Source organism: Rhizobium etli 8C-3 (genome assembly GCF_001908375.1).
In the GTDB taxonomy this organism is placed as follows: domain Bacteria; phylum Pseudomonadota; class Alphaproteobacteria; order Rhizobiales; family Rhizobiaceae; genus Rhizobium; species Rhizobium etli_B.
In genome coordinates, this window is the sequence record NZ_CP017241.1 from 1780824 (window position 1) to 1804728 (window position 23905).

A 23905-nucleotide genomic window follows, 5' to 3' on the forward strand; every position below is an offset into this window, starting at 1 on the left:
TTCATTTTTCCTTTGCCTCCACCAAATCGGGTGATATAGAGACGCCGCGCTCCGGAAGGCCTCATGTGCAGGCAAGTGCATTGCGGTTTTGCGAACGCGGGTATGGTGAAATTGGTAGACACGCCAGATTTAGGTTCTGGTGCCGCAAGGCGTGGGAGTTCAAGTCTCTCTACCCGCACCAAAGCTGGCTTGCAGGTGGGATGACCGGATTGGTCGCCCCAATTACCCGGCAGGATGGCGCCGTCCCCCCCTTGGGTGGGATGCATTGGAATCTGACAAAAGCCACGCGCGGCAATTTTTCCGGCGTCGTGCTCATCGAAACGAACGGCGTCTGGGCACGGCCGCCACGAAATGAAGGTAGGAAGACATGCAGGTTATCGAAACGCTCGCTGAAGGGCTGAAGCGCGAAATCAAGGTCGTTATCCCGGCCAAGGACATGGAAAACAAGATGAACGAGCGCCTTGCCGACGTAAAGGACAAGGTGCGCATCAATGGCTTCCGTCCCGGCAAGGTTCCCGTCGCCCACCTTAAGAAGGTCTACGGCAAGTCGATCATGGCCGATCTCGTCAACGAGATCGTTCGCGAGCAGCCTACCCAGATCCTTTCCAGCCGTGGCGAGAAGTCCGCTACCCAGCCGGAAATTGCAATGACGGAAGACAAGGACGAAGCTGACAAGATCCTCGCCGCAGAGCAGGACTTCGAGTTCACGCTCTCCTACGAAGTCTTGCCACCGATCGAACTGAAGTCCGTCGAGGGCATCAAGATCACTCGCGAAGTTGTTGATATTTCTGACGAAGAAGTCAACGAGCAGGTTCTCAAGGTTGCCGAAAGCGCCCGTTCTTACGAAACCAAGAAGGGCAAGGCCGCCAATGACGACCGCGTCACGATGGATTATGTTGGCAAGGTCGACGGGGAAGCCTTCGAAGGCGGCACCGATCAGGGTGCTGAACTCGTCCTCGGCTCCGGCCGCTTCATCCCGGGCTTCGAAGACCAGCTGGTCGGCGTCAAGGCTGGCGATGAGAAGACCATCACCGTGACCTTCCCGGCCGACTATCCGGCAAAGAATCTCGCCGGCAAGCAAGCCACCTTCGACGTCGTCGTCAAAGACGTTGCCGCTCCGGTCGACGTGGAAATCAATGACGAGCTGGCAAAGAAGCTCGGTCTCGAATCCGCCGATCGCCTGAAGGAAATTGTCCGCGGCCAGATCGAGTCGCAGTACGGCTCGCTGACCCGCCAGAAGGTCAAGCGCCAGATCCTCGACCAGCTCGACGAGATGTACAAGTTCGAGACCCCGAAGTCGCTCGTTGAAGCCGAATATAACGGCATCTGGAGCCAGGTGAACAACGATCTCGCCCAGTCCGGCAAGACGTTCGAAGACGAAGACACGACCGAAGAGAAGGCCAAGGAAGAATACAAGACACTCGCCGAACGCCGCGTCCGCCTCGGCCTTGTCCTCTCCGAAATCGGCGAAAAGGCCGGCGTCGAAGTGAGCGAAGACGAAATGCAGCGCGCGATCTACGAGCAACTGCGCCAGTATCCGGGCCAGGAGAAGCAGATCCTCGAGTTTTTCCGCAGCCAGCCGGGCGCTGCTGCTTCGATCCGCGCGCCGATCTTCGAGGAAAAGGTCATCGACCACCTGCTGACCGAGATCGAGGTCACGGACAAGAAGGTCACCAAGGAAGAGCTGCTTGCCGACGAAGACGGCGAAGGTTCGCTGAAGGAAACCAAGAAGGCCGCGCCGAAGAAGAAGGCAGCCGCGAAGGTTGAAGATTCCGAAGGCGAAGAGGCCGCTGCTCCCAAAAAGAAGGCCGCTGCGAAGAAAAAGGCCTCAGAAGGCGACGCAGAGTAATCGGTTCTTCAAAGTCGAGAATGTAAGGCCCTGCCAGGCGGCAGGGCCTTTTCTTTTGGCGCCAATGCGAGCGCTGTGCTGGGCAGCGATTGCCGAATGAGGCGGAGCGGATCAGAGTTCCGACTTTATGTCGCCCATGCGGTTCCAGGCGTCGAGACCGGCGATCTTGTAGGCTTCAGCAAGCGTCGGATAATTGAAGGTATTCTCGACGAAATATTCGACGGTGCCCTTGAGGTTGAGCACGGCCTGGCCGATATGCACGAGTTCGGTCGCTCCTTCGCCGACGATGTGAACGCCGAGCAGACGGCGGGTCTTCAGTGAAAAGATCATCTTCAGGAGACCGGTTTCGAGGCCCATGATGTGGCCGCGCGAGGTCTCGCGGAACCGGGCGATGCCGCATTCATATGGAATGCCGCGCTCCTTGACCTCTTCTTCCGAGAGGCCGCAGGTCGAAATCTCGGGCACGGCGTAGATGCCGTATGGGAAGTATTTGGGGGGCTCCTTGGCGATGGCGCCGATTGCGACGCGAGCGGCGATACGGCCCTGCTCCATCGATGTCGAGGCAAGGCTCGGAAAGCCGACGACGTCGCCGGCGGCATAGATGTTGGGCACCGAAGTCTGGAAGGTTTCCGGATTGACCTTCAGCCGACCGCGGCTGTCGGCGTCGAGGCCGGCGGCAGCAAGGTTGAGCGCATCCGTCGCCCCCATGCGTCCGGCGGCAAATAGCACCATGTCAGTCGTCAGGTGGCGGCCGTTGTCGAGCGTCAGCGCGACTTTGCCGTTGTCCAGCGTCTCTACCTTGTCCGCCTTCTGGCCGAGCAGCAATTTCATGTTGCGGTCGCGGAGCTGGTAGGTGAAATCCTCGACGATCTCCTTGTCGATGAAATCGAGCATGGTCGACTTGGGATCGAGCAGGGTCACGGCCGTATCGAGGGCGCTGAAGATTGTCGCATATTCGATGCCGATGACGCCTGCGCCGATGACGACCATCGAACGCGGCAGTTCCTCGATATCGAGCAGTTCGTCGCTGTCGATCACGGTCTTGCCGTCGAAAGGAATGTAGTCCGGGCGGAAAGGCTTGGTGCCGACGGCAAGCAGGACGCTGGCGCAGCTCACCTGCATGGTCTCCCCGTCATCCTTGATCACCTGCAGCCTCGAAGGATCGACAAAGCTTGCCCTGCCGCGGATATGCTGGACACGGTTGCGGGCGAACTGATGCTCGAGCACTTCGACCTCGTGGTCGAGCGTGATCAAGAGGCGGCGGCGCAGATCCTCGGCGCTGATCTCTTCCTTGACGCGGTAAGCACGGCCGTAGAAGCCGCGCTCGCGCCAGCCGGAGAGATTGAGGGCCGTCTCCCGCAGCGTCTTGGAAGGAATTGTGCCCGTATGAACCGAAACGCCGCCGACACGCTTGCCCTGTTCGATGACCAGGACCTTCTTGCCGAGCTTCGCGGCCTGGATGGCGCCTCGGCGTCCCGCCGGACCGCTACCCACAACAACAAGATCGTATTGAAACATGGCGCAGCCCCGGAATTGGAATTTGGAATCATATTTTGCAGCGCAAAATGTCGCTCATCCACGGGTAGCTGGTCAATGTCACGGATTGTTTTACGGCTGCTGTCAGGAATTGCCGAAAACGAAGGGCTCCATTTTCTCGAACGTGCGATCCATCGCAAAAGCGCGGCTGAACGAAAAGGGCAAGTGCCCGTAGAGAAGCGACAACTGGCCCTCGGCGGCCTCCTCGTCCTTGCCGGCGACGGCGGCCAGATAGAGTGCTGAGGCAAGCCCGGTGCGATCGGCACCGGCGCGGCAATGAATGAGCAGCGGTTTCGGCGCGTCCCGCATGATGGCAATGAGTTCCTTGGCCCGTTGCGGGCTCAGTTCCCGTCCCGCAGACATTTTGAAGTTGATATGGACGATGTTCAATGCTTTCGCCTGCTCAACCTCGTCGGCGTACCATTTGGAGCTGTCGGCTTTGCCCCTGAGATTGAGGATCGTCCTGATGCCATACTGTTTTTCAAGCTCTGTGATTGATTGGGCAGACGGCTGCGACGAACGGTAGACTTCGCCGGCAACGACCGTTGCGAAATTGTCCGTTGCTTGCAGATAAAGAAAATAACCGCCCGCGGTGAGCAGGAATAGGCCGAAGAGCCTTAGCGCCGCCTTCCGGTAGCGTGGGAAGAATTTTATCGTCATCGAATGCCTCTGCCTCGGAACGCTACCTGCGAGGCAGCATGCGCTCATTGCGACCCGAAGCTGACAGACACCTGAATGGTGGCGCTATTGAGCATCCTTCTTCTGGATTGGCCACATGCCCTTGAGGCTGCCGAGACGCTTTGCCGTCTCGAGGCATGGCCGAGAAAGATCAAGCGGTACAGAGGGCCTCAACATCTTTGCAGATGAGCTTTCTGGCGAAGGGCAAGGGATAGGACCGCTACGCGGTCTGCGTCAGGCTTGCAGCCGATCGCGCGCGACCGACAGTCGAATGACGAGGCCACCCGCTTTCCAGTCTCGATGGATTTCGCCGCCGAGCTGGCTACGGACCGTGGCGCGACCGAGAATCGTGCCGAAGCCGTCCCCGTCAGCGCCCTGCATTACGGGCGGGCCGTCTCGCTCCGTCCAGGTGAGGATGAAGGTGTCACCGTCCTCTTCGCACGCGATCTCGACGCAGCCCTTGTCGGTCGATAGTGCCCCGTATTTTGCGGCATTGGTCGCAAACTCGTGCAGCAGCAGCGCAAAGCTCGTGAGGGCGCCCCCGGAGATGGTCGCGTCGGGGCCGCTTACGACCGCATGGGGTGTGCTTGCGTCTGCGCCGCGATCGTACGGCGCAAGGATCGTCTGCAACAGGGTATGGAGAGTGGTCGCCTGCTCGATGCGGTCCGACGCCTGGGACGTCCGCGGCACCGTCAAGGCATGAGCCCGGGCGAGCGCTACCAGCCTCTGAGACACTGCCGTGGCGAGCTCAGCCGGTGTCGTCGCCCTTTTCGCGCTCAGCGACACGACGCTGCTGGCCAGCGCGAAGAGGTTCTTGATGCGATGATCCATTTCTCGAAGGAGAAGGTGCTGCTGCTCTTCCGCGCGCCTGCGCTCGGTTATGTCACGCGCGATCTTGGAGGCCCCGATCACCTGGCCAGCGCGATTTCGGATTGGCGACACCGACAAGGATATCTCGACAAGGCTCCCGTCCTTGCGCCGGCGGACGGTCTCGTAGTGGTCGATCTTCTCACCCCGTCGAAGCCGGGCGAGGATGTTCGGCTCCTCATCGGCTCGATCCATTGGTATGAGCATGGTGACCGAGCGGCCGATGGCTTCTTCGGCAGTATAGCCGAAAAGCTGCTCGGCTCCGCGGTTCCAGTCGGTGATCGTACCGTTGAGATCCTTTGCCAGGATGGCATCATCGGATGATTCGACTATAGCTGCGACCCGCTGCACGGCTTCGTCGGCGACAGCAGCGTCCGATTGATCGACGAGCATGTTGACCGCACCGACCAGCGTGCCCTCGGCGTCGAAGATCGGGGTCGGAAAGGCCCGGAACAGGACCCGGCGGCCGTCCGGTCGCTCGGCAACTGCTTCGAGCCCTCGCACCGGGCGCCTTTCGCGCAGGGCCATGGCCATAGGACATTCGTCATGTGGCAGGGGCGTGCCGTCCGGCCAATATAGCTTCCAGGAGCCGCAGAATTCGCTCTTCCCGAGCTCCGGCTTCACTCCCCACAGCTCGGCGGCCGCGTCGTTGTAGAAGGTTATCAGGCCCAATGCATCGGTCGTATAGACGGCTTCCGGTAGAGCCTGAAGGATGTGCTCGAGCGCCACGTTCGCATGGATTGCGAAGGCTGCGGATTGTCGTTGCGCCTCGTTGCGGGGCCTGGTTAACGGTGTCTCGTCCTGACTCAGGGGCTTGTTCATGCGACACTTTTTGCGAAGTTCGTGACCATCAACATTCCCATTGGCTCTGGCCGCTGTCGCGGCTGAAGGTAAGGCCGCCCGTAAGGCGAAGTTTAAATTTAGTGGATGCAGGGGCGGTTTGGTAGGGGCAGTCGTCAAAGCAGTCTGAATTTTACGACAGGGGCGGAGATACAGCGTCTTCACCTTAATCGTGTTCCGATGCAGGTCAGGAATATAGGTGCCGCGCCTGCGCAGTCCTTTTTGGCGGCAAACCGCGAGGGTCGGGCGTGGGCGGTCATGATTGTGAACATCACGTCCCTGGCGCTAAGGCTGGTCGCGAAATGCATTTGATCACCCAGAGGACCTGGCGGCGGGCGTGGCCGAAGCGCGGTCGGAAACAGTCGGCTTCGGCGATCTGCGTTTTTGGCCGGCGACGCGCCGCGGGATCAGCCTGAACCGCGGCAATCGAGGTTCTCGCAACGGCAAGTGCGGCATCGCCGAGGTCGCGGAAGCAGGCCGCAGCCGCTCACGATGGCCGTGATAGTTCTTCCTTGGAGTGAGCCGGACACGCGGTATGTTTGCGGATTTCAGCGGGCTTAGCCGACTGTTCGGCAAGGGATTGGCGCTCGTCAACCGGCCAATGGTTGCCCTGAGTCGACAGGCAATTCATGGTTCTGGCGGAAGCACTGCATTTCAACTGCCAAGCGGCAGCAGGCCTGGACGGTCGAGGCCGCCGGGCGAAAGGGTGAATATCTCGCAGCCGCCGGCCGTGACACCGACGGTATGTTCGTATTGCGCCGAAAGCGACCGGTCGCGCGTGACCGCCGTCCAGCCATCGGCAAGCACCTTCACATGTGGACGGCCGAGATTGATCATCGGCTCGATCGTGAAGATCATGCCTTCACGCAACTCCGGACCCTCGTTGGCCCGACCGTAGTGCAGGATGTTTGGCGAATCGTGGAAGAGGCGGCCAACCCCATGGCCGCAGAAATCGCGGACGACCGAGCAGCGCTCGTTTTCTGCGTAGGTCTGTATCGCCTCGCCGATCGCGCCCGTGCGCGCGCCGGGGCGGACGGCGGCTATGCCGCGCATCAGCGCTTCATGCGTGACTTCGAGGAGACGCTCGGCGGCACGCTTGATCTGCCCGACCGGATACATGCGGCTGGAATCGCCGTGCCAGCCATCGAGGACGAAGGTGACGTCGATATTGACGATGTCGCCTTCGCGAAGCGGTTTTGCGTCCGGAATGCCGTGGCAGACGACGTGGTTGATCGAGGTGCAGGTGGATTTCGTATAGCCGCGATAATTGAGCGTCGCGGGCTGGGCGCCGTTGTCCATGCCGAATTCGAAGACGAACCGGTCGATCGCGTCGGTCGCAAGCCCCGGCCTGACGATCGCCGCGAGTTCGTCGAGGCAGCGGGCGGTCAACTGGCACGCCTTGCGCATGCTCTCGAAGGCCTCGGGACCATAGAGCCGGATGGCGCCGGTATTCTTCGGCGGCGCGGAGGAGGCTTCGATATAATTCACCATTGCACGGCCTTAGCGGAGATTGTCCTTATCGTACATAATGCAGCTATGCCGCGTTCGTCCATCGCGATCAACTGCTGCCAAGAGATTTGTACCACTTCGATACTGTCCATCGGTATGCCTTTCCAGCCACGCGGTCGGTTCACCCGGGTTTTGCGTCTTGCGCTGAACTTGGAACGGCGCGCTGGAAACTGCCGCGTTGAAGTGAAATATATGGCGCTTCCCGGCGCCATGCTTACAGAACCGGATTTATCGAGGACTTGCCCTAGCTTTTCTGATTGGACACAAGCAAAACGCGGCGAGACATCATGAGCGAAACGCGACGCAAGCTGACCACCATCTTCTCCGCCGACGTGCAGGACTACACGCGCCTGATGGGTGCAGATGAGGAGGGCACGCTGGCGATGCTGAAGCGGTATCGCGATGCGATGTCGCGGCTCATCGCGTTGCACGGAGGGCGGGTGATCAATACCTGGGGCGATGGATTGATCGCCGATTTTCCGAGCGTCGTCGAGGCGGTTCGTGCGGCAGTCGACGTTCAGAACGAGCTTGCGGGCATGAACGCTACGCGGCCGGCGGAGGGTCGCATGCTCTTTCGGATCGGCATCAACCTCGGCGATGTGATCGTCGAAGGCGACGATCTCTATGGTGACGGCGTCAATATTGCCGCTCGGCTGCAGGCGTCTGCCAACGCCGGCGGGATCGTGATATCGAATACCGTCTACGATCAGGTCCGCAACAAGGTGGCCGTCGGTTTCGATTTTCTCGGGCCTCTGGTGGTGAAGAATGTCACGGAACCCGTGCCGAGTTATGCCGTGCGCATCGGCGAAGGCATAAAGAGCGCACTGCAGCCGGAGGCTCCAGCGAACCGCCCGGACGCTCCGGCAACGACCAATTGGCCGCTTGGCGCAAAGGCTCGCAAGTTGTTTGGTCTGATCGCCTTGTTGAGCGCTGTGCTGGTCGTCATCAATCTTTTCTCCTGGCGGGGCGTCTTCTGGGCGGCATGGCCGCTTCTTGCCTTTGCTGTCCTGACGGCAATGATATGGGTGCGGCATCAGAACCGCGTCGATCGGGCCATTGCCGTCCTCGGCGTCGCCGGGCTCGGCATGATCGCGATCAACCTTTTATCGTGGCACGGGATATTCTGGGCGATATGGCCAGTTCTAGGCCTAGCAGCCGCTGCCGGCGTTCGATGGGTGATGCGAAACTGACTTAAAGAGTGCATTTGGCCGTGTCTATGAGGCGGCGTTGCCAGTGTTGCGAGTTGCGTATCTTGCCGCGCTGCTCGATGATCGACGAAAGACACCATGACGACGGAAAAGTTAGATCAGTTCCGGGACATCATTATCAGCGCGTATCCGGACTTGGCCACATCGACTTTCGAGCTCGCCCCGGTAGGCTGGGATTCGATCGCCGTTGACGTCGATGACCGGCTGATCTTCAAGTTTCCCCGCAATGAGGTCGCACAAAAGGCGCTTGTGAGGGAGGCCGCACTGCTTGCTGTCGTGCGACCCAGGGTCACAATGGCCGTCCCGGAGCTGCGCATTTTCGAGAGAGGTCAGCACCTGTTTTCTCTCCATGAGAAGCTGATGGGCGAACATCTGCTCACGGCCGATTATGACAGGCTGCCGGAAGATTCGCGCCAGCGCCTTGGCGATGCATTGGGGCAGTTTTACATCGAACTTCACGGGCTCGATAAGGAGCAAATGGCGGATGCCGGCGCCGCGCCGATCGGTGCATGGCAAAGCCCTGCAACGCTTCGCGGCAAAGCCGTGCCGGCCCTTCCGGCCGAACTTCGCGGCGTGGCCGAGGCTATCATCGCAGAATTCGAGCGGCTTGCGCCCGATCCCCATGGGCAGACCTATGGCTTTTTCGACGGCCATGGATGGAACATGGCTTTCGACCCTGTGCGGGGCCGCCTCAATGGCATCTACGATTTTGCTGATTCCGGCTTTGGTCCGGTCCACCAGGAGTTCATCTACTCGAACTTCATATCGCCGGATCTCACGGAGAGGATCGCTGCGGCTTATGAAAAGGCGTCGGGCCGGACGCTCGACCGGCGCCGTATCGCGATCCTCACCGGTATTCATCGGCTGTCGGAATTGGCAGAGCTACCGGATGATCCCCGCCACACTTTGGCAATGACCCACCATACCGTGATTTGGCTCGAGACGATGTCGGGCCTCGGGTACGCTTCAAGCTAATGGGCGAAAGAGGCGGCGGAGACGACTTCAGACAACGGAACCAAAGAACCGAGCTGCGATGCTGGAGACTTCGTCGTGAACAAACCGCCGATGCCTTCGGCATTCGTGAATATGTCCGGTGCCAGTTTCCGGCCCTGCGGCGTCTGGACCGATCGCCATCCCGCGAGGCGGTGCTTAGCTTCGCTTCGAAAATAGCGATGCGAGACTTGGACGTGGAGAGGGCGGGTTTTTCAGGCGCGGCACGACCACGAGACGTTTGACTTCGCCGCGCTTGAAGGCGGCAAGGAAGCGCCGGTAGTCCTTGAACGAGATGCATCCGTTGGAATCGCCTCGTTTGCCGAGCATGTAGGTATGGGCGAGCAGACCGACACGACCGTGGATCTTCTGCGGGCCGCCGATGGGATGGAGGCGGATCGCCTCGACGCCATGGAAAAGTGCTTCGCGCATGGCGAGGTCATAGGTGTGCGGCGGAGTGGGACCGCGCATCTTCTTGTCGGCGAAGCGCGGCTTGTCGCGCATGGCACCGAGGCCGGAATGGGCTTCGAGTCTTTCGCCGTTCGGCAAATAGACGATGCTGGCCTCGATATCGTAGATCGCCACGCCATTGCGGGCGCTGGGCATCAGGGCCGGCTTGGCGAATGCCGGCATCTCCTCGTCGTCATCTTCCGTTCGCGCATAGGCAAGAGCCGGTCCGGCTTCGGGCGCGTCGATCTTCGGCTTTCCGGGACGTGCCATCGGCAGCGGAATATCGGTACCAGGCGCCAGAACGAGCCCGAAAGGCTCGTCGGACGTTGTCGTTTCGGCGGAGGCGAGTTCGACAGGAGCGGCAGTGGGTATCGGCTTTGCAGAAGGAAAGCTGGCAGCAAGCGCGAGGCCCAAGGCCGGTGCAACCGGCTTGGCCAAGGCGGTCTGGAGCGGATAATCAGGTGCCGGAAGTGCCGCAGGCGCGGTGACCGGCGAAACAGGTGCGGCGCTTGCAAGCACCAGCGCCTGCTGCTTCAGCGCTGCAGCCATCGCCGCGCTGTTGTTGCGCATCGCAAGCAGCGACAGCCCGCGACGCTGCATGAGAGCGACTATATCCTTGGAGGATTTCGGCGAGAGTTCGCCAACCATGCGGTCGGAAACCGTTGTCTGGCCCGGAAGGCGCGAGAACTTTTTGATGCGGATCACCTGATGCGCAGGAACGTGCGGAACCGGCGTCCGGGCGATCGCGACATCGGCGATCGTCGCAACTGCGGTCGGTTGCGGCATTGCGGAGGTGTGCATGGCTGCGATAGAGGCGATCGTCCAGGCGGACAGAGCGACCGCGATACCAATTGCAGCAGTTCCGGAGATGAGCCGGAGGGGTCTGGTTGAGCGAAAAAAAGCCCAGCCGAAAGGGTTGACGCCTTCACGCGTCTCAACAGCAAACGCCATACTACTCGGTTTCCCAACGCGTCACATTACCGGCGGTTTACGCGGAACGCCCTTGCCGGAGCCGGTAATGAAGCAAGAGGGCCAAAATGAGGCCCCGATGCGACTTGCCGACTACCTGGAAGCATGACGCAGTATGGTAACGAATTCCTTTACGGGATTATCTTGCCGGTTTTTGCGATGCGGTCACCAAGGAACTGCGGCCGTCGACTACGAGCCTCATCGCCTTTCATGAAGGCGTTTGCCTTGCGAGGCGCGCTGTCATGCGCGCTCCATGACGTAGCTGCCCGGTGCTTCCTCGATGGCGTTGAGCGCCGTGCCGCCGGGTTTGCGCGCGGGCACGCGTTCAGCATCCCTGGCTTCGATCCAGGTGTGCCAGTGCGGCCACCAGGAGCCGGGGTTTTCCTCGGCCTTGGCGAGCCAGGTGTCGTAATCGCCCTTTGGCGGACCGCCGGTCCAGAACTGGTATTTCTTTTTGTCGGGCGGGTTGACGACGCCGGCGATATGGCCGGAGCCGGCCAGCACGAAATCGACTTTTCCGCCGAAGAACCGGCTGCCGAGGAAGACGGAATTCGCAGGAGCGATATGGTCTTCGCGGGTCGCCAGATTGTAGACCGGGATCTTCACGTCCTTCAGCGATACGGTCTTGCCGCCAAGCATCATTTCGCCGGCAGTGAGCGCATTCTTTAGATAGCAGTTGCGCAGGTAGAAGGCGTGGTTGGCGGCCGCCATGCGGGTGGAGTCGGCATTCCAGAAGAGCAGGTCGAAGGGCATCGGCATTTCGCCCTTCAGGTAGTTGTTGACGAAATAGGGCCAGATCAGCTCGGAGGCGCGCAGCATGTTGAAGGCGGTCGCCATTTTCGAGCCGTCGAGATATCCGGTCGCCTGCATATGGGCCTCGAGTGCTTCCAGCTGCTCCTCGTCGACAAAGACCTTGAGGTCGCCCGCATGGGTGAAATCGACCTGGGTGGTGAACAGCGTCGCCGTCTTGATGCGCTTGTTTTTCTCCTTGGCGTGCAGTGCCAGTGTTGCCGCAAGCAGCGTTCCGCCCACGCAATAGCCGACGCTATTCACATCCTTTTCATCGGTGGCCTTCTCGATCGTTTCAAGCGCGAAATCGATGCCCTCGCGGGCGTAGGCCGTCCAATCCTTCCCGGCATGGCGGGCATCAGGGTTCACCCATGAAATGACGAAGACCGTATGGCCCTGGTCGACGCACCATTTGATGAAGGATTTCTGCGGGTTGAGGTCGAGGATATAGAATTTGTTGATCCACGGCGGGCAGATGAGAAGAGGGCGTTTCAGCACCGTATCCGTGGACGAATCATACTGGATAATCTGGCAGATGTCGTTTTGCGCGATCACTTTGCCCGGGGTCAGCGCCATGTCCCGACCAACGGCGAATTTTGTCATGTCGGTTTGGCGCAGCTTCAGGTCGCCGCGACCGGCCGCAATGTCCTCCGCGAGCATCTTCATGCCGCGCACGAGGTTTTCGCCGTTGGTCGCGATCGTTTCGCGGTAGAGCTGCGGATTGGTGGCGACAAAATTGCTCGGCGAAAGGGCAGCAGTGATCTGCTTCACGTAGAAGCTCGCCTTATGCCTCGTATGCTCGTCGAGTCCTTCTGTCTGGGCGACGATCTTCTCTGCCCAGTCGGCGGTGATGAAATAGACCTGACGCAGGAAATCGAAGAAGGGGTTCTTCTGCCAGTCGGCGTCGGAAAAGCGCTTGTCCTTGCGATCGGGCTCAGGTTCGCCAGCTTCGCCCTGCAAGCGTTGCATCGAGCGCATCCAGACGCCGAAATAGCTGCTCATCAGCTGTGTTTGCGCCTCGAAAGTCCGGCGCGGATCCGACATCCAGTACTCGGTGACCTTGGAGAGCGTCTTGACCATGTCGGTCATCGGCGCGGCGAGCCGGTCGTTGGTTTCCCCGCTCTTGCGCGGCGCAAGCCAGACGGAGGCCGCCTTGCCGAGATTTTCCAGCGCGCGGGCAATGTTCACCGCCATCGCCTCTGGATCCTTCAACAGGTAAGGATCGAGATTCGGTTCGAAACCGGGGATTTTCGCCTTCCCGCCATTTTCCTGCTTGCTGTCGGTCACGCGTCTCCTCCGGCGGCAGCAATCCTCTTGCAAATCAAGTTGTACATCGTCCCGGATCGATAAAACAAGTTCAACACGAGTGAACTCGTGCTATTGCTTTGTTGCTGCGACAAATTTAACAGTCGCTGAGGCTTCAGGATTTGGAAGATCTGGCATGACGACGAACGGCATCTTAGGCATCGCACTCGCAACCCGCACGGCACTCGCTGCCGCGGCCGCAGCGATGATGCTTGCTGGATGCTCATACACGCCCGAGCAGAAGGCAGCCGCCGCGGCGCGGCGCGCGCCTCCCACGGCCGTCGTCATGACCCCGACCAAGGGCGAGGAGCCGGCACAAAGCAGCCTTTCCCACTATCCGGACGGCTATCCGAGCTTCGGCGCGCCGCTGACTGCAGCAAATGCCCAGATGAGCAATGAGGAAGCTGCAAGCTTGGGGCAGAAGCTTTCGGCACTGCGCGTCCAGCGCAAGGCAGGCACGATTTCGGAAGCCGAGTATCAGCGGCGGGTGGTCGAATACCGCAAGCTTGCCGCCGAGCACGGCACAGACGCGCTCTCTGCAATCGGCAATTAAGTCTTGCCTTTCAGGTGATTTGGACGCAAAGCCTTCCGCAACTGGCGGGAGACGCAATTTTCCCGATAATACGCGTCTGTCGCGGCCGTTCGCCAAAGATTCGCCGCGGGACGAAAGTCTGATCAATACGGCGTTTGCGATTGTGAAGTTCGTGTCGCAGGCAGCCGGGAACAAACGAGCTTCGAGCGCGGTCGTGGTGGCCGCATTTCCATGGGGAAAGAGATGGAAGAGTTTCACAAAGTCCGGCGTTTGCCGCCTTACGTTTTCGAACAGGTCAACCGTTTGAAAGCGAGCGCGCGAGCGGGCGGCGCCGATATCATCGATCTCGGCATGGGAAATCCGGATCTCCCCACTCCTAAGGCGATCGTCGATAAACTATGCGAGGTCGTCCAGGATCCGCGCACGCACCGCTATTCCTCCTCCAAAGGCATTCCCGGCCTTCGCCGGGCACAGGCCGCCTATTACGCCCGCCGTTTCGGCGTGAAGCTCAATCCGGATACGCAGGTCGTCGCGACCCTCGGCTCGAAGGAAGGCTTCGCCAACATGGCGCAGGCGATCACCGCGCCGGGTGACGTCATCCTCTGCCCGAACCCGACCTATCCGATCCATGCCTTCGGCTTCCTGATGGCAGGCGGCGTGATCCGCTCGATCCCGGTCGAGCCGGACGAGAACTTCTTCCAGCCGCTGGAGCGGGCCGTCCGCCACTCGATCCCGAAACCCTTGGCGCTGGTCCTGAACTATCCGTCCAACCCGACCGCCCTTGTCGCGACGCTCGATTTCTACAAGGATGTCGTTGCCTTCGCCAAGAAGCACGACATCATCGTGCTGTCGGACCTCGCTTATTCGGAAATCTACTTCAATGGCGAGCCGCCGCCATCCGTCCTGCAGGTTCCTGGCGCCATGGATGTCACCGTCGAGTTCACCTCGATGTCGAAGACCTTCTCGATGCCCGGCTGGCGCATGGGTTTTGCGGTCGGCAACGAGCGGCTGATCGCGGCTCTGACACGCGTCAAGTCCTACCTAGACTACGGCGCCTTCACGCCGATCCAGGTAGCGGCGACGCATGCTTTGAACGGTGACGGTTCCGACATCGCAGAAGTCCGCAACGTCTACAAGCGCCGGCGCGACGTCATGGTCGAAAGCTTCGGCAAGGCCGGTTTCGACGTGCCGCCGCCGGCAGCCACGATGTTTGCCTGGGCGAGGATCCCGGAAAAGTTCCGTCATCTCGGTTCGCTCGAATTCTCCAAGCTACTCGTCGAAAAGGCTGATGTCGCGGTCGCACCGGGCGTCGGCTTCGGCGAGCAGGGCGATGATTACGTGCGTCTGGCGCTCGTGGAGAACGAGCATCGAATCCGCCAGGCTGCCCGCAACATCAAGAAGTTCCTGTCGACGGCCGACGAGACGATGCATAACGTCATATCGCTCAATGCGCACCGCTGACATCTTCACACCTCAACGGCAGCCGCTCTTTGGCGGCTGCCTCTCATAAAACACGCAGGATCGTTTCATGACAGACGCCCTCAAAATCGGCATTGCGGGCCTTGGCACCGTTGGTGCTTCGCTCGTCCGTATCATTCAGAGCCGCAGCAATGAGCTTGCTGCCACGTGTGGGCGACCGATCCTGATCACGGGCGTTTCGGCTCGCGACAAGACAAAGGACCGCGGCCTTCATCTTGCCGGCGTCGAGTGGTTCGACCGGCCGGAAGACCTGGCTGAAAAAGGAGATATCGACGTTTTCGTCGAACTCATCGGCGGCGCCAACGGACCGGCCAACAGTTCGGTGCGCGCCGCTCTCGAACGCGGTCTCCACGTGGTGACAGCCAACAAGGCGCTGCTTGCCTATCACGGCGTCGAGCTGGCGACGATCGCGGAAGAAAAGGGCACACTGCTGAATTTCGAGGCCGCCGTGGCCGGCGGCATTCCCGTCATCAAGGCGCTGCGAGAATCGCTGACGGGCAACACGATTTCACGCATCTACGGCATCATGAACGGCACCTGCAACTACATCCTGACCAAGATGGAGAAGGAGGGGCTGTCCTTTGCAGATTGCCTGAAGGAAGCACAGCGTCTCGGCTATGCCGAAGCCGATCCGGCCTTCGACATCGAGGGCAATGATACGGCGCACAAGCTCTCGATCCTAACGACGCTTGCCTTCGGCAACCAGATCGCGGCTGACGACATCTACCTTGAAGGCATAACGAATATTTCGATCGAGGATATCCATGCGGCGGCCGAGCTCGGCTATCGCATCAAGCTGCTCGGCGTCGCGCAGCGCACCGATACCGGCATCGAACAGCGCGTGCACCCGACCATGGTGCCAGTCGATTCGGTCATTGCCCAGGTGGATGGCGTCACCAACGCTGTGGCGATCGAATCCGACATTCTCGGCGAACTGCTGATGGTTGGCCCCGGTGCCGGCGGCAATGCGACTGCATCCTCGGTGCTTGGCGATATCGCCGACATCGCCAAAAGCCAGCCTGGCGCGCAGCGCGTACCGGTTCTCGGCCATCCGGCAAAGGCGCTGGAGTCCTACCGCAAGGCTCGGATGCAGAGCCATGAAGGCGGCTATTTCATCCGCCTGACGGTGCTTGACCGCACCGGCGTTTTTGCGAGCGTCGCGACGCGCATGGCAGAAAACCACATCTCGCTGGAGTCCATCGTGCAGCGGTCGCAACAGCATCTGGCGCCTTCGCACCACCAGACCATCATCCTCGTCACCCATGCGACGATGGAGGATTCCGTGCGCAAGGCTGTTGCTTCTATCAAGGGCGAGGGCTACCTCGTCGGCGATCCGCAGGTGATCCGCATCGAGCGCCCCAAAGAAGATTGAGAACCCGTCTTCCTTAAAAGAACTGAGGAGCGAGGCATCCGGGGCACTCGTCCACAGCTAACACGAGCCTTCGTGTCCAAAATCGTTGTGTGCTCCACCAAAGCCACATAAATCTGCCGACAGCGCTCCGGTCCCGGGGTGGTGACAAGCGATGGCGATCAGAGGGTATTGTGGATATAGCCGCCGATCCGGTACAGCGGGCATTCCTGGGGGTGGAGAAATCCGTCCTCGATAACCGCTGGGTGTCGCGCCTGGATCAGGCCGGACAGAACCGAGCGCTTGCCATATCCCAGGTGCACGGGCTGCCGGATTTGATTGCGCGCGTACTCGCCGGACGGGGTGTCGGGGTCGACGAGGCCCTGGAATTTCTCGATCCGACGATCCGCAGCCTGATGCCTGACCCCTATACGCTTACGGATTGCGAGAAAGCGGCCAGACGTCTGGTCGAGGCGATCGGGCGCGGCGAGAACGTTGCAATCTTCGGCGACTATGACGTCGATGGCGCGGCTTCCTCGGCGCTGATGTATCGTTTCCTCACGCATTTCGGCGTGAGAGCCAATATCTACATTCCCGATCGCATCTTCGAAGGCTATGGACCCAATCCGACGGCGATCGATCAGCTGATCGACAACGGCGCACAACTGATCGTGACCGTCGATTGCGGCTCGACCAGCCATGAAGCGCTAGGAGCTGCCGAAAAGCGGAACATCGACGTCGTCGTCATTGATCACCACCAGGTGACACATGATCTGCCGCACTGTCATGCTCTGGTGAACCCGAACCGCGAGGACGATCTTTCCGGGCAAGGGCATCTTTGCGCTGCGGGCGTCGTCTTCCTTGTGCTGGTCGCGGTGCTGCGGCTGCTGCGCGAGACGGGCGACAAGCGAGTTACGGGGATCGACTTGCTGCATTGGCTCGATATCGTGGCGCTTGCGACGGTCTGCGATGTCGTGCCGCTTAAGGGTCTGAACCGTGCCTATGTCGTCAAGGGCCTGGTCGCTGCGCGCCACCAGAGCAATGCCGGGCTCACGGCACTTTTTCGCAAGGCGGGCCTTTCCGGACCGGTGACGCCCTACCATTTCGGCTTTCTCATCGGTCCGCGCATCAATGCCGGCGGCCGTATCGGCGACGCGGCACTTGGCAGCAGGCTTCTGACGCTGGACGATCCCGGCGAGGCGGAGGTTATCGCCCAGCGGCTGGACGAGCTCAATCGCGAACGCCAGGCGATGGAAGCGGCGATGCTGCAGGAGGCCGAGGCAGAGGCGCTTGCCGAGTATGGAGACGGCGAGGGCGCTTCGGTGATCGTCACCGCACGGGACAAGTGGCATCCGGGCATCGTCGGCCTGCTGGCTGCGCGGCTGAAGGAGAAATTCAAGCGTCCGGCTTTCGCCATCGCTTTCGACCCGTCGGGTCGCGGAACGGGCTCGGGCCGTTCGATCAACGGTTTCGACATGGGCAGGATGGTGCGCGCGGCCATGGACGAAGGCCTGCTTCTCAAGGGGGGCGGTCATGCGATGGCTGCGGGCTTGACCGTCGAGCGTGAAAAGCTCGGAGCCTTGCGCAACTTCTTCACAGAACGTGCCGAAAAAACCGTGTCGGCGCTTGTCGCCAATGAGACGCTGAAGATCGACGGCGCAATCGGCGCCAGCGGGGCCACGATCGAATTGATCGACCGGCTGGAAACGGCCGGGCCCTACGGCTCGGGGCATTCGCAGCCGATCTTCGCGGTGCCCGCGCATCGTCTGCGCGACGCAAGGATGGTCGGCGACAAACATGTGAAGGTAACGCTTGAGGCGATGGACGGCTCCCGCCTCGACGGCATCGCTTTCCGCGCCGCCGACACCTCTCTCGGCAACCTTCTGCTCAATTCCCGCGGGGCGAGCCTGCATGTCGCGGGAATGCTGGGCGCCGAGCATTATCAGGGCGCGAGACGCATCCAGCTGCGTGTCTGCGACGCAGCGCCGGCGCGGTAGTCACCGAGCGGGCTCACCAGTCGGAGGAGAGTTTCGTCAGATATTGTCCGTAGGCGCTCTTGCCGAGCCTTTCGGCGAGCTTGGCAAGCTCATCCTGGGAGATATATCCCATGCGCCAGGCGACTTCCTCGGGGCAGGCGATCTTGAAGCCCTGACGTTTCTCCAGCGTGCTGACGAAACCTGCAGCGTCGAGGAGGCTGTCCGGTGTGCCGGTGTCGAGCCAGGCATAGCCTCTGCCCATCACTTCCACGAAGAGTTGTCCGCGCTCGAGATATGTGCGGTTGACATCGGTGATCTCCAATTCACCGCGCGGCGACGGCTTCAGATTGGCGGCGATGTCGACCACCTGCTGATCGTAGAAATAAAGGCCGGTCACCGCCCAGTTCGATCTCGGCTCATTGGGCTTCTCTTCGATCGACAGCGCATTCATCTTCGCGTCGAAGCCGACGACGCCGTAGCGTTCCGGATCAGTGACGTGATAGGCAAAGACCGTCGCGCCTTGAAGGCGGCTGGTGCCGGATTTCATGATTTCCGGCAGGCCGTGGCCATAGAAGATGTTGTCGCCGAGGACCAGTGCCGAGGTGTCGCCATGTATGAAGTCGGCACCGATGATGAAAGCCTGCGCGAGGCCGTCAGGCCTCGGCTGCACGGCATAGGTCAGCGAGATGCCCCATTGCGATCCGTCTCCGAGAAGGCGCTTGAAGGCTTCGACGTCGTGCGGTGTGGTAATGATCATGAAGTCCCGGATGCCGGCAAGCATCAGCGTCGTCAGCGGATAGTAGATCATCGGCTTGTCGTAGACCGGCATCAGCTGTTTCGAGACGGCCTGGGTGATCGGGTGCAAACGAGTCCCAGTACCCCCGGCGAGAATAATACCCTTCATCCAAATCTCCCTAGAAGCCTTTGTTAAGAATGACCTGCATGACAATCCTCATGGATTGCTTCCAGTCCGCCAGGCGCAGTCCATATCGGGTGGCGAGCTTCTCACAGCTGAGGCGTGAATTGGCCGGACGCTTCGCCGGCGTCGGATAGTCCGCCGTCGTGATGCGTTCGACGCGAATGCTCTTGCCGCCAAATTTGTGAAGTTCGACGAATATCTCCTCGGCGAAATCCGCCCAGCTCGCTTCACCGCTGGCGGTCAAGTGAAAGGTGCCGCGGAGCGATGGTGCCGGGTCCGTGACGAGGCGGGATGCGATCGCAAGGATCGCGTCGGCGATGTCGAGCGCAGAAGTCGGGCATCCGGTCTGGTCGGCGACGACGCGGAGATGATCGCGCGTCTCGGAAAGCCGCAGCATCGTTTTCAGAAAATTGGCGCCGAAGGGCGAATAGACCCAGGCGGTACGCAGGATGACGTGATTCGGGTTTGCCGCCGCCACGGCCCGTTCACCCGCAAGCTTCGACTGCCCGTAGACGGAGATTGGCCCTGTCATATCCTCTTCGGTATAGGCTGACGGCTTGTCGCCACTGAAGACATAGTCGGTCGAAATGTGGACGACGGGCACACCGATTCGCGCGGCAGACTCGGCAACCGCTGCAGCACCTGCCGCGTTGACGGCAAAAGCGAGGTCGGCATCGCTCTCGGCCTTGTCGACCGCCGTATAGGCGGCAGCCGAGACAATGACATCGGGATTCACGATCGAAAGGGCAGCGGCAATGCTGGCGGGATCGGCAAGATCCATTTCCGGACGCCCGACCGCGATGATTTCGACACCCTTCCCAGCGCCTCGCCTGAGCAGAGACTGGACGACCTGGCCCTGCTTGCCGGTGACGGCAATGCGCATCGCTATCACCCCTTGAAGACGCCGAGGCGTTCACCGGAATAGACGTTTTCGCGCAGCGGCCGCCACCACCATTCGTTTTCGAGATACCAGCGTACGGTCTTCTCGATACCGGTTTCGAAGGTTTCCTCAGCCTTCCAGCCGAGTTCGCTTTCGAGCTTGGAGGCATCGATCGCGTAGCGTGCGTCGTGTCCGGGGCGGTCGGTGACGTTGGTGATCAGCTGCGCGTGCGGGGCATTTTCCTTGTAGACGCAGTCGAGTATGGCGCAGATGCGCTGAACGACGTCGATGTTCCGGCGCTCATTGCGGCCGCCGACATTGTATTTCTCACCGGGGCGGCCACGGGAGGCGATGGTGTAGAGCGCGCGGGCGTGGTCTTCTACGTAGAGCCAGTCGCGGACATTGGCGCCGTTGCCGTAGACCGGCAGCGGCTCGCCTTCAAGCGCATTCAAGATCATCAGCGGGATGAGCTTTTCCGGGAAGTGATACGGGCCGTAGTTGTTGGAGCAGTTGGAGACGACCACCGGCAGACCGTAGGTGCGGTGCCAGGCAATTGCCAGATGGTCGCTGGCGGCTTTGGAGGCCGAATAGGGCGAGGACGGATCATAGGAGGTTGTCTCCTCGAAAAGACCCTCGTCGCCGAGCGAGCCGTAGACTTCGTCCGTCGAGACGTGCAGGAAGCGAAAGGCACTCTTCCCACCGGCATCAAGGCCCTCCCAATAGTGCCGTGCGGTATCCAGCAGGCTGAACGTCCCGACGATGTTGGTCTGGATGAAATCGGCAGCTCCCGAGATCGAGCGGTCGACATGGCTTTCGGCGGCGAGATGCATGACGATGTGCGGGCGGAAGGAGGCGAATGCCTCCTGGATCTTGGCGCGATCGCAGATGTCGGCGCGCAGGAACTGGTAGTTAGGCGACGCTTCGATGGGCGCCAGGGATGCCAGATTACCGGCATAGGTCAGCTTGTCGACATTCAGCACCTCGGCGCCGATCTCGCCGACGAGATGGCGCACCAGTGCCGATCCGATGAAGCCTGCTCCGCCCGTCACCAGTATGCGCATCCTCATCAATCCTCGGGTTGTTTTGCTGAATAGGAAAAGAGCTTGGGCAAGTCGGCCAGCCGCGGCAACGTCCTGTCCTTGTCGGACAGCACGATGGCTTTCTCGTCTATCGGCCAGCGAATGCCGATAGCCGGGTCGTTCCACGCGATGCCGCGGTCATGCTGCGGGTTGTAGGGGGCGGTCACCTTGTAGCTGATGACGCTGTTGGGCTCGAGCGTGGCGAAGCCATGCGCAAAGCCGGGCGGCACCCAGAGCTGCGTGCCGTTTTCCAGCGAGAGCTCCCGGGAGAGCCAGTTGCCGAAGCTCGGTGAGCCGGTACGGACGTCGACGACGACATCCATGATACGGCCGGCAAGGCAGCGCACCAGCTTTGCCTGTGCGAAGGGCGGTATCTGGAAATGCAGTCCCCGGACGGTTCCGGGCGCAGCAGAAAACGATTCATTGTCCTGGATGAAGGTGACGTCGGCCACATTTTGCCGGAACCAGGCATCCTTGAATACCTCGGAAAAATAGCCGCGGTGATCGCCGAAGCGTGGCGGCGTGATCGCGACAATGCCCTCGATGGCAGTGGTCTCAATACGCATGACTCACCTTTCTGCCGTTCTCATCGAACGTCCTTCATGACGTTCATTAGCATTTCTGCCTGCGAGCGTCCTTTCATTGCCGCGAAACCCTTCGCGGCTATGGTATTGCGCTCATCGGCATCTGCAATCAGCTTGTGGCAGCGCTCGATCATGGTGTCGTAGGGCTCGATCGCCAAACCGCCGATGAACGGCTGGAGGTCCGGATCGCGGGTGTCGCCTTCGCTCAGCACGCAAACGCAGTTGGCGAGCAGATAGGAAATCCGCACGATTTCGAAGACGCCGCTCGAATAATGATGGATGTTGATGACGATCTTGGCGCGGGCAATGGCCGCATCGCGTTCCGCACCATAGATGTTGAATAGATGTGCGACCTTCAGCCCTCCCTGTTCCAGAGCCTTCAGGATATGGTGGCGACGCTCGTTCATCGAGCCGTAAAAGAGGACGTCGATATCCTTGACGGGGGCGTGCTTTATCTGGCTGAGGCAGCCGCTGTAACCGATTTCCAGCACGCCTGCGTGTTCGATGCCCTTGGCTGCGAGGTTTTCCCGATTGCGCGGGCTGTAATCGAGAACCGGCAGCGACTTCAGGATCGTGGTGTAGCGCGGATTGATCCAGATGCTTTCCTCGGAGACTTGCTCGAGATTGATGACGACGCTGTCCTTGGGTAGATGTCCAACGATTTCGGCAGGGAGAAGATTACCCCCGTAGATGATCGGCGCACGGCCCGCGAAAGCGTCCATGTCGCGAACGATCGGTGCGGAGCCGCCGAGTTCCTCGAAGGCGCCCTGCAGGCCCAGCGCGACCTCGTCGAAGGCGTGGCTATGATTGTAATTGGCGGGTGTCACGATCCAGATGCAATGACGGTCCTTGTGCTTCTGCCATCCGCCCGCAAAGGGCTGCATTGCGTTGCGGAGCGCCGGCTCGGTCTTCGCTACGGTAGGCGCCGCGGGTATTTGGGCATGTACGGCTTCCCGTTTCATTGGGGAGGCACCTGAAGCCTGCGGAGCATAGGCGCGTATCAATTCGCGGCCACCGATGAACTGGCCGCGCGGCATCCAGGCAGGGGGGTCGTCGGCGCCCCAGATGAGATGCGGCTGCTTGATCAACGGCTGGCGGCGCTCCTGCCAGGAGGTCAGGAGAGCTTGGTCACGACTTTGCAGAAAGGCCTCCTTGGCGGCGAAGAGACTATGCAGCATACGGCCAAGGCGGACGCCGAACTTCCACTCGAAATCGGCGACTGTCGGTACGAAGGCGGTGATCTTCAATCCTGTGGTGACAGCCTGCTGGACATAAAGACCGAGCAGACGCTCGATCACAAAGGGACGCATATTCGCGCTGGCATCGCGTGAGTAGTGGGCCGCACCTGCATAGGCGGTGCCCGCCGCCGTGCCGAGCCGCGCTTCGTTTTCCAGCGATTCGAGAATGCGTTCGCAAAAGGCGAAATACCCGGACCAGAATTTCCGGTTGCCGCAGAAATAGTTGCAGAACATGAAGGCTGTCTTGTCCTGCGGCGGCGCGATTGGAAGACCGAGCTTCTGGATGTGCAGGAAGATCGGCTCCATGCCGGGATGGCCACCGAGCAGAGAATGTTCCCAGACATTGCTGTAGATTGCCGCATGGCCGATCAGCGGATTATAAAGATACGCATCGGCACCTTCCGCCCTGGCCTTTTCCGCCTCGGTAACGAAGGAGGGGAAGCTGGTGACGGACTTCATCTCGAATTTGCTAGAAAGCAGCCCCCAGAACACGTCGTCGCCGAGGCCGATCGCACCATGATGTTGATGCAGGATACGGAAGAGCTCGTATTCGCGAGTTGAAGCCTGCGTATTGAATGAAATGTCGAGCGGCACTGCAGCTTTGTCAAGCTGGCCGCGTTGCGAAGGATCGAGATAGGGCTGATAGACGATGACCGATCCGGTGCTGGCAGCTTTTTCCGTGAGAGACGCCAGATCAGGAAGGTCGGCCGGCAGAGCGGAAATGGGCTGATTGATCGTCAAGGCATCGTCCTTCGCGCATGGCTGCCGTCTCCGTGATTGATGAAACGGCATTCGGTCTTGTCTGGGTGCGACTATTGGACGTGAAGCTTGCGCCACACTGTTCGCGAGGACTTTTGCTGGTCAGCCTGGGAACAGGTTG

18 protein-coding genes and 1 tRNA gene are annotated in these 23905 nt (G+C 60.6%); 8 read left to right on the top strand and 11 right to left on the bottom strand.

Features of this window, described 5'->3' with window-relative positions; translation table 11 throughout:
• The first annotated feature begins 96 nt into the window (after positions 1 to 96).
• Positions 97 to 181: transfer RNA gene (locus AM571_RS09095), tRNA-Leu, on the top strand.
• Positions 182 to 367: 186 nt separating this feature from the next.
• A complete protein-coding gene (tig, locus tag AM571_RS09100; protein ID WP_074061127.1) occupies positions 368 to 1849 on the top strand; it encodes a trigger factor in 1482 nt (493 codons plus the stop codon).
• 111 nt (positions 1850 to 1960) lie between these two features.
• Here tig and sthA read toward each other — a convergent pair whose 3' ends face one another.
• From sthA to map, 4 genes are all read right to left on the bottom strand, one after another.
• The gene (sthA, locus tag AM571_RS09105) at positions 1961 to 3367 is read right to left on the bottom strand and encodes a Si-specific NAD(P)(+) transhydrogenase (protein WP_074061128.1); all 1407 of its coding nucleotides are present in this window, start codon (positions 3365 to 3367) and stop codon (positions 1961 to 1963) included.
• Between the two features lie 102 nt (positions 3368 to 3469).
• Positions 3470 to 4045, bottom strand: coding sequence for a dual specificity protein phosphatase family protein (locus tag AM571_RS09110; protein ID WP_074061129.1), 576 nt, complete (start codon positions 4043 to 4045; stop codon positions 3470 to 3472).
• A 252-nt stretch (positions 4046 to 4297) separates the two neighbouring features.
• Positions 4298 to 5752: a PAS domain S-box protein gene (locus tag AM571_RS09115; RefSeq protein ID WP_081377053.1), complete on the bottom strand. Its 1455-nt coding sequence runs from the start codon at positions 5750 to 5752 to the stop codon at positions 4298 to 4300.
• Between the two features lie 672 nt (positions 5753 to 6424).
• Positions 6425 to 7261, bottom strand: a complete 837-nt coding sequence (gene map / locus AM571_RS09120; RefSeq protein WP_074061130.1) for a type I methionyl aminopeptidase — start codon at positions 7259 to 7261, stop codon at positions 6425 to 6427.
• Positions 7262 to 7566: 305 nt separating this feature from the next.
• Here map and AM571_RS09125 point away from each other — a divergent pair, with 305 nt between their 5' ends.
• Both AM571_RS09125 and AM571_RS09130 read left to right on the top strand, forming a co-directional pair.
• Positions 7567 to 8469: an adenylate/guanylate cyclase domain-containing protein gene (locus tag AM571_RS09125; protein WP_074061131.1), complete on the top strand. Its 903-nt coding sequence runs from the start codon at positions 7567 to 7569 to the stop codon at positions 8467 to 8469.
• A gap of 96 nt (positions 8470 to 8565) precedes the next feature.
• Positions 8566 to 9462, top strand: a complete 897-nt coding sequence (locus tag AM571_RS09130; protein ID WP_074061132.1) for a phosphotransferase family protein — start codon at positions 8566 to 8568, stop codon at positions 9460 to 9462.
• Between the two features lie 174 nt (positions 9463 to 9636).
• Here the strand turns inward: AM571_RS09130 and AM571_RS09135 are convergent, their stop codons facing one another.
• Entirely contained in the window at positions 9637 to 10878 is a 1242-nt protein-coding gene (locus AM571_RS09135; RefSeq protein ID WP_074061133.1) for a DUF2778 domain-containing protein, read from the bottom strand.
• A 258-nt stretch (positions 10879 to 11136) separates the two neighbouring features.
• Positions 11137 to 12972, bottom strand: a complete 1836-nt coding sequence (phaC, locus tag AM571_RS09140) for a class I poly(R)-hydroxyalkanoic acid synthase (RefSeq protein ID WP_074061134.1) — start codon at positions 12970 to 12972, stop codon at positions 11137 to 11139.
• A 154-nt stretch (positions 12973 to 13126) separates the two neighbouring features.
• Between phaC and AM571_RS09145 the strand changes: the two genes are divergently transcribed.
• The 4 genes from AM571_RS09145 (at position 13127) to recJ (ending at position 18346) form a co-directional block, all read left to right on the top strand.
• Positions 13127 to 13543, top strand: a complete 417-nt coding sequence (locus tag AM571_RS09145) for a hypothetical protein (protein ID WP_074061135.1) — start codon at positions 13127 to 13129, stop codon at positions 13541 to 13543.
• A 222-nt stretch (positions 13544 to 13765) separates the two neighbouring features.
• Entirely contained in the window at positions 13766 to 14983 is a 1218-nt protein-coding gene (locus AM571_RS09150) for an LL-diaminopimelate aminotransferase (protein ID WP_074061136.1), read from the top strand.
• A gap of 67 nt (positions 14984 to 15050) precedes the next feature.
• Positions 15051 to 16373, top strand: a complete 1323-nt coding sequence (locus AM571_RS09155; RefSeq protein WP_074061137.1) for a homoserine dehydrogenase — start codon at positions 15051 to 15053, stop codon at positions 16371 to 16373.
• A 170-nt stretch (positions 16374 to 16543) separates the two neighbouring features.
• On the top strand, positions 16544 to 18346 hold the full coding sequence (gene recJ, locus AM571_RS09160; protein WP_420493372.1) for a single-stranded-DNA-specific exonuclease RecJ: 1803 nt from the start codon (positions 16544 to 16546) through the stop codon (positions 18344 to 18346).
• Between the two features lie 13 nt (positions 18347 to 18359).
• Here recJ and rfbA read toward each other — a convergent pair whose 3' ends face one another.
• The 5 genes from rfbA to AM571_RS09185 are packed head-to-tail and all read right to left on the bottom strand — an operon-like array spanning position 18360 to position 23766.
• Positions 18360 to 19229 carry a glucose-1-phosphate thymidylyltransferase RfbA gene (gene rfbA / locus AM571_RS09165; RefSeq protein ID WP_074061138.1) on the bottom strand — a complete coding sequence of 290 codons (870 nt, stop codon included), beginning with the start codon at positions 19227 to 19229 and terminating at the stop codon, positions 18360 to 18362.
• Positions 19230 to 19239: 10 nt separating this feature from the next.
• A complete protein-coding gene (gene rfbD / locus AM571_RS09170) occupies positions 19240 to 20127 on the bottom strand; it encodes a dTDP-4-dehydrorhamnose reductase (protein ID WP_074061139.1) in 888 nt (295 codons plus the stop codon).
• Positions 20128 to 20132: 5 nt separating this feature from the next.
• Positions 20133 to 21185 (bottom strand): dTDP-glucose 4,6-dehydratase, encoded by a 1053-nt coding sequence (rfbB, locus tag AM571_RS09175; RefSeq protein ID WP_074063142.1) that lies wholly within the window; start codon positions 21183 to 21185, stop codon positions 20133 to 20135.
• Positions 21186 to 21190: 5 nt separating this feature from the next.
• Positions 21191 to 21769 (bottom strand): dTDP-4-dehydrorhamnose 3,5-epimerase, encoded by a 579-nt coding sequence (rfbC, locus tag AM571_RS09180; protein ID WP_074061140.1) that lies wholly within the window; start codon positions 21767 to 21769, stop codon positions 21191 to 21193.
• Positions 21770 to 21789: 20 nt separating this feature from the next.
• On the bottom strand, positions 21790 to 23766 hold the full coding sequence (locus tag AM571_RS09185; protein WP_074061141.1) for a hypothetical protein: 1977 nt from the start codon (positions 23764 to 23766) through the stop codon (positions 21790 to 21792).
• Positions 23767 to 23905 lie beyond the last annotated feature (139 nt).